Annotated in this window: 15 protein-coding genes; 7 read left to right on the forward strand and 8 right to left on the reverse strand. The window is 56.9% G+C overall.

Going from position 1 to position 15,196, the window contains the following annotated elements; all coding sequences use genetic code 11:
- The 5 genes from gatA to VI895_09435 all read left to right on the forward strand — a co-directional run bounded on the left by gatA (window position 1) and on the right by VI895_09435 (window position 5,426).
- Entirely contained in the window at window positions 1-1,467 is a 1,467-nt protein-coding gene (gene gatA, locus VI895_09415) for an Asp-tRNA(Asn)/Glu-tRNA(Gln) amidotransferase subunit GatA (protein HLG20014.1), read from the forward strand.
- Window positions 1,464-2,936: an Asp-tRNA(Asn)/Glu-tRNA(Gln) amidotransferase subunit GatB gene (gene gatB, locus VI895_09420; protein ID HLG20015.1), complete on the forward strand. Its 1,473-nt coding sequence runs from the start codon at window positions 1,464-1,466 to the stop codon at window positions 2,934-2,936. Before gatA ends, gatB begins: the two co-directional genes overlap by 4 nt.
- A complete protein-coding gene (mtnA, locus tag VI895_09425) occupies window positions 2,926-3,969 on the forward strand; it encodes an S-methyl-5-thioribose-1-phosphate isomerase (protein ID HLG20016.1) in 1,044 nt (347 codons plus the stop codon). Before gatB ends, mtnA begins: the two co-directional genes overlap by 11 nt.
- Before the next feature lie 85 nt (window positions 3,970-4,054).
- Window positions 4,055-4,975 carry a branched-chain amino acid transaminase gene (locus VI895_09430; protein HLG20017.1) on the forward strand — a complete coding sequence of 307 codons (921 nt, stop codon included), beginning with the start codon at window positions 4,055-4,057 and terminating at the stop codon, window positions 4,973-4,975.
- A gap of 139 nt (window positions 4,976-5,114) precedes the next feature.
- Window positions 5,115-5,426 carry a hypothetical protein gene (locus VI895_09435; GenBank protein HLG20018.1) on the forward strand — a complete coding sequence of 104 codons (312 nt, stop codon included), beginning with the start codon at window positions 5,115-5,117 and terminating at the stop codon, window positions 5,424-5,426.
- A 37-nt stretch (window positions 5,427-5,463) separates the two neighbouring features.
- On the opposite strand, the gene VI895_09440 is transcribed toward VI895_09435, so the two are convergent.
- From VI895_09440 to VI895_09460, 5 genes are read right to left on the reverse strand one after another with little or no spacing between them, the layout of a single operon-like run.
- Window positions 5,464-6,252, reverse strand: coding sequence for a TIGR00282 family metallophosphoesterase (locus tag VI895_09440; protein ID HLG20019.1), 789 nt, complete (start codon window positions 6,250-6,252; stop codon window positions 5,464-5,466).
- Window positions 6,253-6,288: 36 nt separating this feature from the next.
- Window positions 6,289-6,579 carry a cell division protein ZapA gene (locus VI895_09445; GenBank protein HLG20020.1) on the reverse strand — a complete coding sequence of 97 codons (291 nt, stop codon included), beginning with the start codon at window positions 6,577-6,579 and terminating at the stop codon, window positions 6,289-6,291.
- 44 nt (window positions 6,580-6,623) lie between these two features.
- On the reverse strand, window positions 6,624-8,261 hold the full coding sequence (locus tag VI895_09450) for a Na/Pi cotransporter family protein (GenBank protein HLG20021.1): 1,638 nt from the start codon (window positions 8,259-8,261) through the stop codon (window positions 6,624-6,626).
- The gene (gene ftsY / locus VI895_09455) at window positions 8,258-9,124 is read right to left on the reverse strand and encodes a signal recognition particle-docking protein FtsY (GenBank protein HLG20022.1); all 867 of its coding nucleotides are present in this window, start codon (window positions 9,122-9,124) and stop codon (window positions 8,258-8,260) included. The genes VI895_09450 and ftsY overlap by 4 nt, the downstream gene beginning before the upstream one ends.
- The gene (locus VI895_09460) at window positions 9,125-10,534 is read right to left on the reverse strand and encodes a sigma-54 dependent transcriptional regulator (protein ID HLG20023.1); all 1,410 of its coding nucleotides are present in this window, start codon (window positions 10,532-10,534) and stop codon (window positions 9,125-9,127) included.
- A gap of 192 nt (window positions 10,535-10,726) precedes the next feature.
- Between VI895_09460 and VI895_09465 the strand changes: the two genes are divergently transcribed.
- Together VI895_09465 and VI895_09470 are read left to right on the forward strand one after the other, a co-directional pair.
- Complete coding sequence (locus tag VI895_09465; GenBank protein HLG20024.1) at window positions 10,727-10,957, forward strand: KH domain-containing protein; 231 nt, start codon at window positions 10,727-10,729, stop codon at window positions 10,955-10,957.
- 3 nt (window positions 10,958-10,960) lie between these two features.
- On the forward strand, window positions 10,961-11,434 hold the full coding sequence (locus tag VI895_09470) for a putative molybdenum carrier protein (GenBank protein ID HLG20025.1): 474 nt from the start codon (window positions 10,961-10,963) through the stop codon (window positions 11,432-11,434).
- On the opposite strand, the gene VI895_09475 is transcribed toward VI895_09470, so the two are convergent.
- The 3 genes from VI895_09475 to VI895_09485 are packed head-to-tail and all read right to left on the reverse strand — an operon-like array spanning window position 11,419 to window position 14,895.
- Window positions 11,419-11,724 carry a DUF503 domain-containing protein gene (locus tag VI895_09475; GenBank protein ID HLG20026.1) on the reverse strand — a complete coding sequence of 102 codons (306 nt, stop codon included), beginning with the start codon at window positions 11,722-11,724 and terminating at the stop codon, window positions 11,419-11,421. The genes VI895_09470 and VI895_09475 overlap by 16 nt on opposite strands.
- A 1-nt stretch (window position 11,725) precedes the next feature.
- Entirely contained in the window at window positions 11,726-13,090 is a 1,365-nt protein-coding gene (locus VI895_09480) for a sigma-54 dependent transcriptional regulator (GenBank protein HLG20027.1), read from the reverse strand.
- On the reverse strand, window positions 13,087-14,895 hold the full coding sequence (locus VI895_09485; protein HLG20028.1) for a HAMP domain-containing sensor histidine kinase: 1,809 nt from the start codon (window positions 14,893-14,895) through the stop codon (window positions 13,087-13,089). The genes VI895_09480 and VI895_09485 overlap by 4 nt, the downstream gene beginning before the upstream one ends.
- Between the last annotated feature and the right edge of the window lie 301 nt (window positions 14,896-15,196).

Genomic DNA, 15,196 nt, shown 5'->3' on the forward strand with positions numbered 1-15,196 from the left:
ATGACGAAAGAGCTTCAAGATGCGTCTCTTCTCGAGCTTCACCAGCTCTTAGCGAGCAAGAAGATCTCATCCCGCGAACTGACGAAGGGTTTCATGGACGAGATCCAGAAGCGGGACGAAAGGTACGGTTCGTTCCTCACAGTATTGCGCGAACCAGCGCTGCAACAGGCCGACGAAGCCGATCGTCGTTTGAAAATTGGATCGGACGTGACCCCTCTTACGGGCCTGCCCATCGCTTTAAAGGATGTCATCCTATCCAAAGGAAGCCGTACGACGGCAGGATCCAAAATTCTCAAGGACTTCGTGGCGCCGTACGACAGCACCGTGGTTTCCAGGCTTCGGGCCGCGGGCGCCGTCTTTGTGGGAAAGACGAATTGCGATGAGTTCGCCATGGGTTCCAGCAACGAGAACTCGTCCTATGGCCCTGTGAAAAACCCGTGGAATCTTTCCTGCGTGCCCGGCGGGAGCAGCGGAGGTTCGGCGGCGGCGATTGCCGCGCGAGAGATTCCCGCGGCGCTCGGCACCGACACGGGCGGATCGATCCGGCAGCCGGCGGCACTCTGTGGAATCGTCGGAATGAAACCGACGTACGGGCGTGTCAGCCGCTACGGAATAGTCGCGTTTGCTTCTTCGCTCGATCAGGTCGGCCCGATGGCCAAACGGGTCGAAGACTGCGCGCTTCTGTTGGAAACGATCGGAGGGCACGACCCGCTCGATTCGACCTCGGCCCAGGTTCCTTTGGGTTCATACCGGGACGAACTTCAACAACCGATTCGAGGGTTGAAAATCGGCGTGCCGAAGGAATATCTTCCCGCCGCTCTCTCGGCCGAGGTTCGCGCCAATTTCACGGCGGCGCTGAAAGAATTGGAAAAGCTCGGCGCACGGGTCGAGGAAATCTCCCTTCCCCACACCGATTACGCGATCGCCACGTATTACATTCTCGCCACGGCGGAAGCTTCGGCCAACTTGGCGCGATACGACGGCGTTCGTTACACGCACCGGTCGTCGCAGGCGAGGTCGGTCAAGGAGCTGATTACGAAATCGCGCACCGAAGGGTTCGGCGCGGAGGTTCGGAGGCGAATCATTCTGGGGACGTTTGTATTGAGCTCCGGTTATTACGATGCGTATTACCAAAAGGGCCAGCAGGTTCGAACGTTGATCCGGAAGGACTTCACCGATGCTTTTGCACGGGTCGACCTCATCGCCACGCCGACGACGCCGACGCCCGCATTTCCAATCGGAAGCAAGACCGCCGATCCTCTGGAGATGTATCTGTCCGACATATTCACCGTCTCGGTTCCGATCGCCGGCCTGCCGGGGATCTCCGTGCCGAGCGGTTTTACGTCGTCCGATCTGCCTCTGGGTTTGCAGCTGATCGGAAAACCGTTCGACGAAACGACGATCCTGCGCGCGGCAAACGCGTACGAGAAAGAGACCCGTTTTTACGAGCGGAGGCCGCCCCCATGAGCCACGAACGCACGTGCGAAGCGACGATCGGCCTCGAAGTTCACGCCCAACTCAAGACGCGGACGAAACTATTCTGCCGGTGCGAAAATATTTTCGGCCGGGAAGCCAACACGCTGACGTGCCCCGTCTGTCTGGGCCTCCCCGGCGCTCTTCCCGTTCTGAACGGAAACGCCGTCCGCCGGGCGATCCGGACGGGGCTCGCGCTGAAATGCAAGATCCACGAGCGTTCGATTTTCGCGAGAAAGAATTATTTTTATCCCGACCTGCCGAAGGGATATCAGATCTCTCAATTCTCCGAACCGCTTTGCACCGACGGGCATCTTTGGATCGACGGAAAAGAGGGGGCGAGAAAAGTGGGAATCATCCGCGTTCATATGGAAGAGGACGCGGGAAAACTTCTTCACGGCGACAACCTTCTGACGAAAGAGGGGAGCCTGGTCGACCTCAACCGGGCCGGCGTGCCGTTGGTCGAAATTGTGGGTGCTCCGGACCTCCGTTCCCCTGAGGAGGCGGTGCAATACTTGAAGAAGTTGCGTTCGATCGTTCGATACATCGACGTCTGTGACGGAAACATGGAAGAAGGGAGCTTCCGTTGCGACGCCAACGTGTCGGTCCGAAAGCCGGGCGAAAAGGAATTCGGCACGAGGGCCGAAATCAAGAATATGAACTCCTTCAAGCATGTCCAAAAGGCGATCGAATATGAAATCGAGCGCCAGGTGGATGTCCTCGAGTCGGGGCAGCGCGTCGTTCAGGAGACGCGGCTTTGGAATCCCGACAAGGGGGTCACGATCTCCATGCGCTCCAAAGAAGAGGCGCACGACTACCGTTATTTTCAGGAGCCCGATCTACTCCCCTTGGATGTCCCGCGAAAATGGATCAACGACATCCGTAACGATCTTCCCGAACTTCCGGACGCCAGACGCGAAAGATTTCAAAAGGATTTGGGGCTTCCGTTTTACGATGCCGACGTTCTCACGGCGGATAAGGAGACGGCGGACTATTTCGAGGAAGTTCTCAAGCTTTGCGGGAAGGCGGGCAAAGAAAAGGCGAAGAGCGTCAGCAACTATGTGATGGGAGAGATCCTTAGGATCGCAAACGAACGGAGCGAGGATGTCACGACGATCAAGATTCGTCCTGCGCATTTGTCCCAACTTCTTTCGATGATCGATTCGGGCGAGATCAGCGGGAAAATCGCGAAAGACGTTCTTGACGAGATGGCGACGACCGGAAGAGAGCCGAAAGCGATCGTCGCGGAAAAAGGGCTGGTTCAGATCACCGATGCCGACGCCATCCGTTTTGTTGTTCGTGAGATTATCTCGAAAAATCCGGGGCAGACGCAGGAATATCGAAGTGGCAAGGAGAAGCTGTTCGGATTTTTCGTCGGCCAGGTGATGAAGGCGACGCAGGGGAAGGCGAACCCGGCGCTGGCGAATCAAATTCTCAAAGAAGAGCTGACTCGTGGCGTTTGAAACGGTGACCTGGAAAGACGGCGCCGTCGTTCTTCTGGATCAGACGCGTTTACCCCAAGAAACGATCTACCACTCGTATAGCGAACCCCAACAGGTGGTTGAGGCGATTCGCACGATGATCGTACGCGGAGCACCCGCTATCGGCGTTACCGCAGCTCTTGGCCTCGCGCTCGCCGCAAAAAACCTGGCTCAAAAAAGCTTGGAAGCCGCCCGGAAGGAATGGAACGGCTGGACGTCTCGCTTCGCTACCGCCCGCCCGACGGCGGTGAATCTTTTTTGGGCGATCGAGCGGATGAAAAAGGTGTCCGATCAGTCGTTCAAAGATTCCAAAGGGTGGAGCGGAAAGCTTCTATCGGAAGCTCTCGTGATCCGCGAGGAGGATATAGCGGCGTGCAAGAAAATGGGGAAATTCGGCGCCGAGCTGATTTCAGACGGGGCCCGAATTCTCACGCACTGCAATGCCGGTGCGCTGGCGACCGCGGGATGGGGGACGGCGCTCGGCGTGATCCGCTCCGCCGTGGCGGCCGGGAAAAAGATTTCCGTTTGGGTCGACGAGACGCGGCCGTTTTTGCAGGGCTCGCGGCTGACGGCGTGGGAACTGGTTCAGGAAAAAATCCCCGCGACGCTGATCTCCGACAACATGGCCGGTTATTTTATGTCGCGAAAGGAAGTGGATGCCGTTATCGTGGGAGCGGACCGGATTGCGGCGAACGGGGATGTGGCCAACAAGATCGGAACCTATTCCATAGCGGTGCTCGCCCGGGAGAACGGCATTCCATTTTATGTGGCCGCCCCGCGCTCCACGATCGATCTTCGTTGCTCCTCCGGGGGAAAAATCCCGATCGAAGAGCGGGACCCCAAGGAGGTGAGGGAAGCGATGGGGCGGCCGACGGCTCCCGCAGAGATCGCCGCGCGCCACCCGGCGTTCGATGTCACGCCCGCCAGGTATGTCACCGCCATCGTCACGGAAGTCGGTGTTGCGCGGCCTCCGTACGTCGATTCACTGGCGCAAGTCATGGAAAAGAAAGCGTGAAAAATCCTTGATGAAGGAGAGGCAGAGAACTACCCTCGGCGCGGCAAGTGTCCCGGAGCCGGGACAGTAAATTCGGGAGGTCGGGATGTATCAGAAGACGGAAAAAATCTGGATGGATGGCCGGTTCGTCTCGTGGGGGGACGCGAACGTTCACGTTTTAACGCACACGCTCCACTACGGCGTCGGCATTTTTGAGGGGATTCGTTACTACGACTGCGGTTCGAAGGGGACGGCGGTGTTCCGTCTGCGCGACCATATGCGCCGATTCGACGAATCGGCCCGGATCGTGGAAATGAAACTGCCGTACCGTGTTTCCGATCTCGTGGAGGCCTGCGTTAAAACGGTTCGCGAGAATAAACTGAAGGAAGGATATCTCCGCCCGCTCGCCTTTATCACCGGCGCTCCGGGAATGGGGATCTGGGCCTACGACAATCCCATCAGCGTGGCGATCATCACGTGGGGGTGGGGCGCCTACCTGGGAGCCGAAGGGGTTACGCGCGGGATCCGGATGAAAACGTCCAGCTACACGCGCCATCACCGAAACATCGGAATGACGAAAGCCAAAGTCTGCGGCCAATATTTTAATTCCGTCCTCGCGAAGCGGGAGGCCAAGATGTCGGGATACGACGAAGCCTTGCTTCTCGATCCGGAAGGGTATGTGGCGGAAGCGACCGGCGAGAATCTGTTTATGGTTCGGGACGGCGTGGTTCGCACGCCGCCGCTCGGCTCCATCCTTTCGGGCCTCACGCGCAACACGGTGATGACGCTTCTTCGGGAGTGGGGAACGCCGGTCGTTGAAGAGCAGTTGACGCGAGACGATCTTTACGTGGCGGACGAAGTGTTCTTGACCGGAACAGCCGCGGAAGTGACGCCGGTTCGGGAAGTCGACACGCGAATCGTCGGCGCCGGAAAACCGGGGCCGATGACGCAGAAGATTCAGAACGCGTACGGCGACCTCATTCGGGGGAAGAACGACAAGCACAAAGAGTGGCTCACGTTCGTTTGATAGGGAGCATCGGCCGGTGAAATTCAGCCATCTTTTTGTATCGCTGCTTTGTTTGTCGTCTATGACGGCCTGTGCCTCCAAGAGAGAGCCAACCCAAAAAAGTTTATTTCCTCCAAACGTTCGGATCTACCGCAGCCCGGTGAAAGAAGTTTGGAAAGCAGTGACCGATACGGTTCAGTTCGACTTTCTAATGCCGTTTGAAGTGAAGGATGAAAAGGCGGGCCGATTCTCGACGGAAGTGGTGAGAGACTACCAGCCGTATCAGAAGAACAAGTTTCGAATTTCCGGCACACTCGTCTTTGACGGCACCGGCGTCGTAGTCACGCTCTATAAACACCAGCAGGTTGAGCAAAATGGGGAGTGGGTGACGGTCGCAAGCGATCTGATGTTGGAAGACAAGATTCTGACGATGGTTGCGAAAAAACTTCAACTCAAAAATCAGCCGAAATGAACGGAGCAGTCGCCCCTCGTGGGATCGTTGATCGGGTTTAGTTGCCCGTGTGATTAATTCGTAGACGGCGAATGGTAAGAGCGCGTCCCGTGGCGACATCAATCTCGATGATCGCGCCGCAGAGGCGGACGTCGCCTTTCCCGACTTCAAATTTCCCTTTTTTTTGCTGCACGAAACGCTCCAAGGCGAGATCGGTACGAAGGCCGATCACACTCTCGTAAGGCCCGGTCATGCCGACGTCCGTGATATAGGCGGTTCCCTTCGGAAGGATCTCCTCGTCCGCCGTTTGAACGTGCGTATGTGTCCCGACGACGGCGGACGCGATGCCGTCAAGGTACCAGGCCATCGCGCGCTTTTCGGACGTGGCTTCCGCGTGGATATCGACCACGACCACCGGAGTCTGCTCTTTGAGCGTTTTCACCCGTTCCATCGTCGGCAAAAAGGGCGAGGGAATTTCACCCATATGAACCCGCCCGATCGCATTAACGACGCCGACCGATGCGCCGCCCCGGCTGGGGCGGACCCCATGCCCGGTTCCGGGCATGGTGGGGGGGTAGTTGAGCGGCCGGAGGAGGCGCGGATCACTCTCCAACATAGCGTCGATCTCTTTCTGGTCCCGGACATGATTACCCGTGGTGATGACGTCGACGCCGACATCGAAAAGCTCCCGGCAGGTGGCGGGAGTTAATCCTTTTCCGCCGGCCATGTTTTCGCCGTTGGCGATGACGAAATCGAGCTTTTCTTCATCGATCAGGCGCGGAAGATGAGCCTCGATGACACGCCGGCCCGGTTTCCCGAACACATCGCCGATAAAAAGAATCTTCATGGGGGATTTCCAAGCCGGAGCTTGGCGAAAAATCGGTTACGTACGCGAATCGATCAACCGGAGGAGTTTCCGAGCCTTTTGCTTCAAGGACTCCCGGATCGATTCTTCCCGTTTCCGGATCTGCAGCAATTCGCCGGCCAGGTTCATAGCGGTCAGCACGGCGACCTTCTCCGCGGAAAGCGCCCCCGCCTTGTCCATTAGTTCCCGCATTTTCCCGTTCACCAATTTGGCGGTCTCCGTCGCGAACGAAGCATCCGTGTCGCTTCGAACGGAGTACGTTTTGCCGAGGATTTGAATGTCGGTGGTCGGTTGCGTTGCAGTGGCCATCAGGGAGCCAGAGTTACCGAGGCGGGCGGTCCAAGTCAAGGCCCCTATTTTCCACCTTGGTCCCGCCGGTCGAGAACGGGGTAGGAGAGTTTCGAAACGATCGAGTTTATTCGGCGGAGGTTCGAGAGAATGTCGAGATGAATCGACGACGTGTCGATCGCCTCGCGAAGGCCTTGATGGAGCCTGCGAAGGTGGTTTTGCCCCAGTTCTTGTTCGAGCAGAGCCAGATGGCTCTTGTGACGAATGACCTTCGAACCGAGTTCGGCGTCTCCAGTGGCCAGCGAAGTAATCGCAAGATGAAAATTTTCCATCACTTTCCGGTGAAATTCCTGGATCTCCGCCCATCCTTCCTTCGAAAACGAAACATTTTTCCGCCGTTTCTTTTTCGCGAGCTCCATCAAGTCCTTGTTGATGACGTCGCCGATGGACTCCAAATCGTGCGTCAGAGTGAGGAGTTCGACCTGGCGGCGCGCTTGAACATCGGTCAGCTGGGCCATATTCACGCGGGCCAGATAGAATTTGATCTCGCGGTCCAGGCGGTCCACCTGATCGTCCAGCTCTTCCAACCGTTCCATCGTTTCGGTCCCCCCCTCTTCAAAGGGAATGAGGGACTGCGCGACCATCTTTTGTGCGATTTCGGCCATGCGCAGGGTTTCCCGAAACACGTTTGCAAAAGCGAGGGAGGGCGAATCGAGCGATTGCTCGTCGAGATATTTGGCGCCGAAGCGCGTCTCTCGCGGTCGGGCCGGCACGACGATCGAAAGAATTCGAGCCGCCGTCGAAATCGTGGGCAACAGGATCACCGCGATACCTATGTTAAAAAGAATATGAATCGCCGCGATCTGGAACGTGGGAGAAGCGGTGATCCATTGAACGCGAGTGACCAGCTGATCCATGAAGGGAAAGGCGACCAGAACTCCGAGCACTTTTGCCGTGACATGGAAGGAAGCCAGCCGTTTCCCTTCGTCTTGGGAGCGAATTCCCACGAGAAGGGGCGCCACGCTGTTTCCTAAATTCGCTCCCAAAATGAAGGGAACGGCTTGCGTCACGTCCAGGATTCCGGAAGCCGAAAACGAAAGGAGAATCCCGATCAACGCGGCGCTGCTTTGAATCAGTCCGGTGACGAGGGCCGCGAAGAAGAGCGCTACGGAACGATGATTGGAGAGCGCCATTAAGATTTCCCGCACAAGGATCGATCCGCGGAGCATTCCCCCCGCTCCAGCGACCAGGCTTAGACCATAAAAAAGAAAGCCGAATCCGAGGAGTGCGCGCGCGTAGGTTCGAAGAGGGTTTGCCCGAAAGAAAAAGGTACAGAGAAACCCGACGATCAGAATCGACAACGCAATCGCGGCGGCATCGAGCTGAACGAACGACGCAAGGATCAGCACCAACAGCGTCGTTCCGACGTCGGCGCCTAAAACCATGGGCATCGCCGACCGCAGGCTCAGCACGCCGATTCCCGTCAGGCCGACGAGCATCACGGTCGTGGCGGTCGAACTTTGCAGAACGACGGTCATGAGCGCGCCGAAAAAAAAGGCCGAAAGGCGGTGCCGCGTCAGGCGCGTCAACCAGCCCCGCAGTTCGTCGCCGGCCGCCTGCCGGAGGGATTCCTCCGTCAGGTGAAGGCCGTACAGGAAAAAGCAAAGACCGCCGAGAAAGGTGCTAAACGAAAAGGTGGTCATACGCGAAAAAGTTCGCGGGCAAACGTGGCTGCGTCAAAGTCCAGAAGATCGCCCGGTTTCTCTCCGACTCCAATGTAGCGAATCGGTTGAGACAACTCCAGCGAGGCGGCCACCATGGAACCGCCTCTGGCGGTTCCATCGAGTTTGGTCACGATGAGACCCGTCACTGGCACGGCTTTCATGAATTCTTTGGCCTGCGATATGGCGTTTTGTCCGGTCGTGCCGTCCAGCACCAAATAGCATTCGTGCGGCGCACCCCGGCCGTCTTTTCCGAGGATGCGGACGACTTTTTTGAGCTCTTCGAGCAGCGGTTGTTTGGTGTGAAGCCGTCCGGCGGTGTCGGCGATCAGCATGGCGTTTTGACTTACCGCCTTCTGCCAGGCGTCGAAAACCACGGCGCCGGGATCCGCGCCCTCTTTCTGGGCGATGACTTCCGCGCCTACGCGCGTTCCCCACAACCGCAGCTGCTCGATCGCGCCTGCGCGGAAGGTATCCGCGGCGGCGAGAACCACCGGGATCTCCTGATCGCGAAATTTCTTCGCCAACTTTCCGGCGACGGTGGTCTTCCCCGAGCCATTCACGCCCAACAGCAAAATGGCTCCGGGCCTGGGCAATGGACGGGGCGGCAGATATTGTTCCGCAAGCGCTTTGACAACCTCTTGAACGAGTTTTTCCGTCACATTCTCGCGCGTGCGAAGCCCGATGGGTGCAGCCGCATTCGCAAGGCGAGCGACCAGCGACGCGGGCAGGTCGGCTTCATAAAGAAGCGCTTCCAATTCTTCCTTGGGGAATTTCTCACCGGAGGCGCGAGACAAGAGTGTCTTGAGCTTACTGCGCCAGCCGTCCGCAGTTTTGCCAAACATTCAGCGTGTCTTAAATTCTTCGGTGTTGATCTTGTACTTTTCGATCTTCCGCAAAAGCGTCTTTTTCGGGATATTCGTATGCGCGCTGGTCTGATTGATCTTTCCGTTAAACCGCCGCAACGCTCGAACGATGAAGTCTCGCTCGTATCTCTCTTTAAACGAAGGGAAATCGAGTTCCTCCGCGGCCGATCCATCGGCGCTCGGTGCGCTGACGGGAACGGGCGAAACATCGGCGGCCATCCCTTCGACGGGGCGGAGAGATTCCGGCAACGAAAATTCGGTGATCACCTTTCCGGATTCCAGAACAAAAGTATGTTCAATGACATTCTCGAGTTCGCGGATATTTCCCGGCCAAGAGTGGGTCTTGAGGCGGGCGAGTGCCGGGGCATCGATGCCTTGGATCTCCTTTTTGTGTGCGACGTTGAATTTCCGAACGAAATGCTGGACCAGCATTTCGATGTCTTCGACCCGCTCTCGCAAGGGAGGAAGGTAGATCGGGAGGACGTTGAGGCGATAATAGAGATCCTCACGGAACGTACCCGCCTTCATCATCTCCTCGAGATTCCGGTTGGTGGCCGCGATCACGCGGACGTTGGCTTCCACCTCTCGATTGGATCCGACCGGCATAAAGCATTTTTCCTGAAGAACGCGCAGAAGTTTGACCTGCATCGAAGGAGAAATGTCGCCGATCTCGTCGAGAAAAATCGTTCCGCTGTCGGCGAACTGAAACTTGCCGATCTTTCTCTGGTCGGCGCCGGTGAATGCGCCCTTTTCATGGCCGAAGAGTTCGCTTTCAATCAGCGTTTCGGGAATCGCACTGCAGTTAACGGCTACGAACCGTCCGTCTTTTCGAAGGCTGTTGAAATGAATGGCGCGGGCGACCACTTCCTTGCCGGTTCCGCTCTCGCCCCGGAGCAAAACGGCCGTGTCGACGTTGGCCAACTTCTCGATCAGTGTAAAAACTTTCTGCATGCCGCCGCTTCGACTGGAGAGTTTTGTTCCGGTCTCATCCGTGAAAATCGGCGCGGAATACGCCACTTGAGCGACCAGGTCGTGGGCCTTGAGCGCCCGCTCCACCATGTCTCGGATATCGGCGTGGCGGATCGGTTTTTGAAGGTAGTTATAGGCCCCTTCCCGCGTCGCGGCGACGGCGTCTTGAATGGTCGAATACGCGGTAAGAATTAGAACAATGGTCCGGGGGTCGTGCTTTTTGATTGCTCGAAGGGTGTCCATGCCTCCCATTCGGGGCATGTCCATGTCGAGGATAACGAGGTGTACGCCTCCGGCACGCACTTTTTCCATGGCTCCCAGGCCGTCTTCGGCCTCGTCCACTTCGTGAGGATCGGAGAGGGCGGTACAGAGCGATCGCCGCAATTCGGCGTCATCATCCACGATTAGAATACGGCTCACCGACGGGTTCCTCCGGCCGCAGCGTATAATGCGATGCGGCAACAAGTCAAGCTTCTGGTGCCACTTTGGCCCCTCGAATTGATTGCTTGACGTTTCGGCGCGATGCTAGGATAGAATGAAGAAAAAAGTCCACCAAAATCAGCTATTTGCGTTGGTGAGGGCGGAGTTGAGGCGCAACAATAGGCGGCGGTAATGAAAGAACTCGTTGAGATGATTGCCAAAGCGCTTGTGGATAACTCGGACGCAGTCCAGGTCGAGGAGGCCCAAGGGACTTACACGTGTGTCGTAAAGCTCCGTGTGGCGAAAGAAGACATCGGAAAAGTAATTGGGAAGAAGGGGGCGAACGCAAACGCCATCCGAACCATTCTGGACGCCGCCGGCGGAAAGCAGAACCGCCGGTATGTTCTTGAGATTCTCGAGTAACCGTTGCCCCTGACAATCTGGAGCGGGGGCCAAACCGGCGTCGACCGTGCCGCGTGGGACGCGGCGATTCGACTCCATCTTCCTCAATTTGGCTGGGTACCGAAAGGGAAAATCGCCGAGGATGGAACCATTCCAACACGCTACCGTTGCCGGGAGACGAAAGGGACCGACTACGTCGAGCGGACCGAACGAAATTTGATGGACGCCGACGCCACGTTGATATTGAGCTTTGGTCCAATGGGCGCCGGCACGCAGCTTACGCTCGAACTAAGCCGAAAACATCAGCGGCCGCATCTTTGGGTCGATCTTGATTCGATGGGTATGGACGAGGCATTGGAAAAGGGGCTCCAGTTCCTAAGAGAGCGGAAACCGGGAACGCTCAATGTCGCCGGGCCGAGGGGAAGCTATCGCGAAGACGTTTATGGAAGGGCGAAGGAGTACCTGACGGAACTTTTCGAGAGCTATGGCGTGAAGTGATCCTTGGCGTAGTAGACGTCGCGGTCGCGGCTGACGATCTGGGCCACGTATAGCTCTTCGATCATCCGTTCAATCTTATCCAACATGCTCTGGACAAGTCCCGCCTCGTTCCCCACGACCGAAACACCCAGCACAGCGCTTTGCCACGTGTCGTTGTCGCCTACCTCGGCGATCGAGGCGTTGAAGTGGTGCTGGACTTTGTCTTTGATCTTGAGCAGAACCTGCCGTTTGTCTTTGAGCGAATGGCTATTGGCCAAAAAGAGTTTGAGCCGGAGAATGCCGACGATCATTTCAATTCATGCCGAATCGTTTGAGATGGTAGTAGAGCGTCGGCCGTTTGATTCCGAGCTTTCGAGCCGCCTGAACTTTGTTGCCGCCGCACACGGAAATGGCTTCCTCCAACTGCTCTTTCGTCAGGTCGGAGGCATCGGCCGCCTGGACGGTCTCATCGATTCCGGGTCCCAGGACCAAATCTTCGGGTGCGATCGTATCGGCGGAGGCTAGGATCAAGGCCCGTTCGAGAACGTTTTCAAGCTCGCGCACGTTTCCGGGCCAGTCGTAACTTTTCAGTTTTTCCATCGCACTCTTGGAGAGTGCCTTTGCTGGAATCCCGGTATTTCGGGCCGCACGCGCCAGGAGACGGCCGGTCAGCTCGGTTAGATCGCCCATTCGCTCGCGCAGGGGAGGGACCCGGATGGGAAACACATTCATCCGGTAATAAAGATCCTCCCGGAACGTCCCGTCCTTCGACATTTTCTCCAAATCCCGGTGCGTCGCCGCGATCACGCGAACATCAACCCGAATTGTTTCGTTCCCTCCAACGCGCTCAAACTCTTTTTCTTGAAGGATACGAAGAAGGTTCACCTGAAGCTTGGGCGAGATATCGCCGATTTCATCGAGAAAGAGGGTTCCTCCATCCGCCGCCTCAAAACGTCCGATTCGTCGACCGACTGCGCCCGTAAACGCGCCTTTTTCATGGCCGAACAGTTCACTTTCCAAAAGTCCTTCGGCCAGCGATCCGCAGTTCACGCGAACGAACGGCTTTTCCCTCCGTGGACCGGCCGCATGAATCGCCCGAGCGACCAGTTCTTTGCCGACGCCGCTCTCGCCGCGAATGAGAACGCTGGAACTCGTAGGAGCGACTTTAGAGATCATTGCCACCACGCCTTTTAGGCCCTGGGCGGCGCCCGCGATTTCAGAAAAGTCGTACTGTTCCGCGATCTCTTCTTTTAGATAGCGATTGTCTCTTTCCAACTCGGCGAGCAGACGGCGGTTTTCAATCACCAGGTCGTATCGTTCGAAAGCCTGAGCGATTGCTTGGATAAGGTCTGGCTCGCGCCACGGTTTTGTGAGGTAACGATAAATCACCCCGGCGTTCACACCCTCCACCAGCGGACCTAGGTCGGTGTAGGCGGTGAGAAGGATTCCCACTCGGTCGGGATTTTTTTTGAGCGCTTTCTTGAGAAACTCAACGCCGGTCATCTCCGGCATCCTCTGATCGGCGACGATTAATGCAAACTCCCCGCCCTCCAGGCGTGAAAGCGCGGCGGAACCGGTGGTTTCGGTCTCCACATCATATTTGCCCCGCAAAACGCGCCGTAGCGTGGCGAGATTTTCGAGACTGTCGTCGACGTAAAGAAACTTTCGCGGCGTCATGAGGCGTCCGGAGGAGAGATCGGCAGTGTCACCGTAACCATGGTACCTCGGTTCGGTTCACTGGCAATGGTCAGCTTTCCTCCGTGCGCCGTCACGATTCCGTGGCAGACGCTCAATCCCAATCCCGTGCCCCCCGGCTTCGTCGTGTAAAACGGCTCGATCACACGGGAGAGTTGCTCCTTCGAAATGCCCTTTCCGGAATCGGCGATCGTCGTCACGACCTCCCGGCCGTTTGTGGTCACCGTCATATCGATGGTTCCCTCGCCTTCGATGGCTTGGATAGCGTTCAGAAGTAGATTCAGAAACAGTTGATGGATCGGCCCCGGCGCGCCTACCAGATCGGGTACCGGTTGAAAATCGGTTTTGATTTTGATCCCCTCTCCGGTCTGGGCACGTAAGAGTCGGAGCACGGAAGCTAAAACCTGACCCACGTTAAGAAGCGTCTTTTCGGACGCAGGAGGTTTCGCAAAGGCCTTCAAGTCTGAGACGATATTGACCGTATGCTCCGCGCCTTTCGTGAGGTTCGAAAGAAGCTCCGGAAGATCCTGTCGAAGAAACTCGTAATCGGCTTTTCGCTTTAACTCATCCAGCTTCGAGGAATCTCCCTGGGACTCCACGAGGGAGACGAGGGAATCTCCGTATTTCTTGAGGACTGGGAGATTCGACAGAACGACGTTCATGGCGTTGCCGATCTCGTGCGCCGTGCCCGCCGCCAATTGCCCCACGGCTGCGAGCTTGGTGGCTTCCGTAAGTTCCGCTTGCGCCTTTCGAAGTTCCGCCGTTCGTTCTTGCACTTGGGCTTCCAATCGATCCACGAGAAAGAGATTCGCCCGGAACATGGCGAATGCCACGGCGACGGGAAAGAGGGCGCTCAGGGGAGCCATCCAATGCAAAGGAATCGGGACGTCGAACATAAAAACGAGCCAGACACCCGCGAAAATGGCGCCGAAACCGGGAAGAAGAGGGATCAACATCAGCCGGCACTGTCGGCGAACCTCTTCCATTCGATCGTAAAATGCCCGCCACGCCGTTGCCCCCAGCCACACGACGTAAGCTAAGGAAAGGTAGAGAAAGAGAATGTACTCAAAGATCTTCCACCGAACGGGGTCTCGGTCGAAATAATAGAGATAGGGCAGGGCCAGCAGCGCGGAAATACCGTAGAAGATGGACGGGACAAATCGGCGGCCGGGAGAACTCCATGGTCGAGGAAAGGCGAGACACAAGTGTAGAACGCTGGCGGGGAGGACCGAAAACGCCGCCAAGAGTAAATATCTCAGTTCATATGTGGTGTGAAAATCGTAAGCGGTCAGAAAGTATATGGCCGTGGAGAAGCAATAGGCCAAGAACGCAACAAGGCCGGCGGGCGCCGGATAGACGAGCGCGGCGATCATGCCGATCAGCCAAAACGCCAATCCCGTGGCGAACAGAGGGGTGAAAATCCGAAAGACGTCGCGAGCGGGCAGAGGAGAGATCGGTAAAGAAACTTCCAACGGACTTTTCCCGTGCGAGATTTGCGTTTGTACCGCTCCCAATGGAGCACCTTTTTCGCGGAGGAGTCTTTGCCAATCGTCGGCGCTTGAAAGAGGGCCGCCGTCGACCGAAAGAACGCGGTCGTGGTACGTGAGCGCCAGGGCGCCACCTTTCCACTCCGGTTGAGTGAAGGCGCCGATGAAGAGATTATGGAACGGCAGAATTCCAGCGAATGGCATTTGAACCGTCGTGAGGGCTTTTTGAAGAACATTGCTCGAAAGAAGCAGGCCGCCCCCAAGGCAGCAAAGGATCAGCAGGTTTCGGACTGACGCCATACGCTTCATACGATCTTATTTCAGGAGAGCAAGAAGCGAACCAGGAAATTTAAATACGATTTAAGGAAAATTAATTCGCGCTGACAGGAATCCTGACACCTCTTTAAACAAACCTGACACGCCTGACACCCCCGCCAAGCCTGAGAAAGCCTGGCATGCGAGTTGCTGAAGAGTGGGGCATGATGCAAATGAACAAAAAGGTATTTTCCTTCCTCATCGCAACGTTATTTCTGGCCGGAATTTCTTCATCGAATGCCGCGGAGAAAAGACCGGTCGAAAACCAGAGCACGAGTTCCGCGAA

It is taken from the genome of Bdellovibrionota bacterium, from assembly GCA_035292885.1.
Taxonomy (GTDB): Bacteria; Bdellovibrionota_G; JALEGL01; order JALEGL01; family DATDPG01; genus DATDPG01.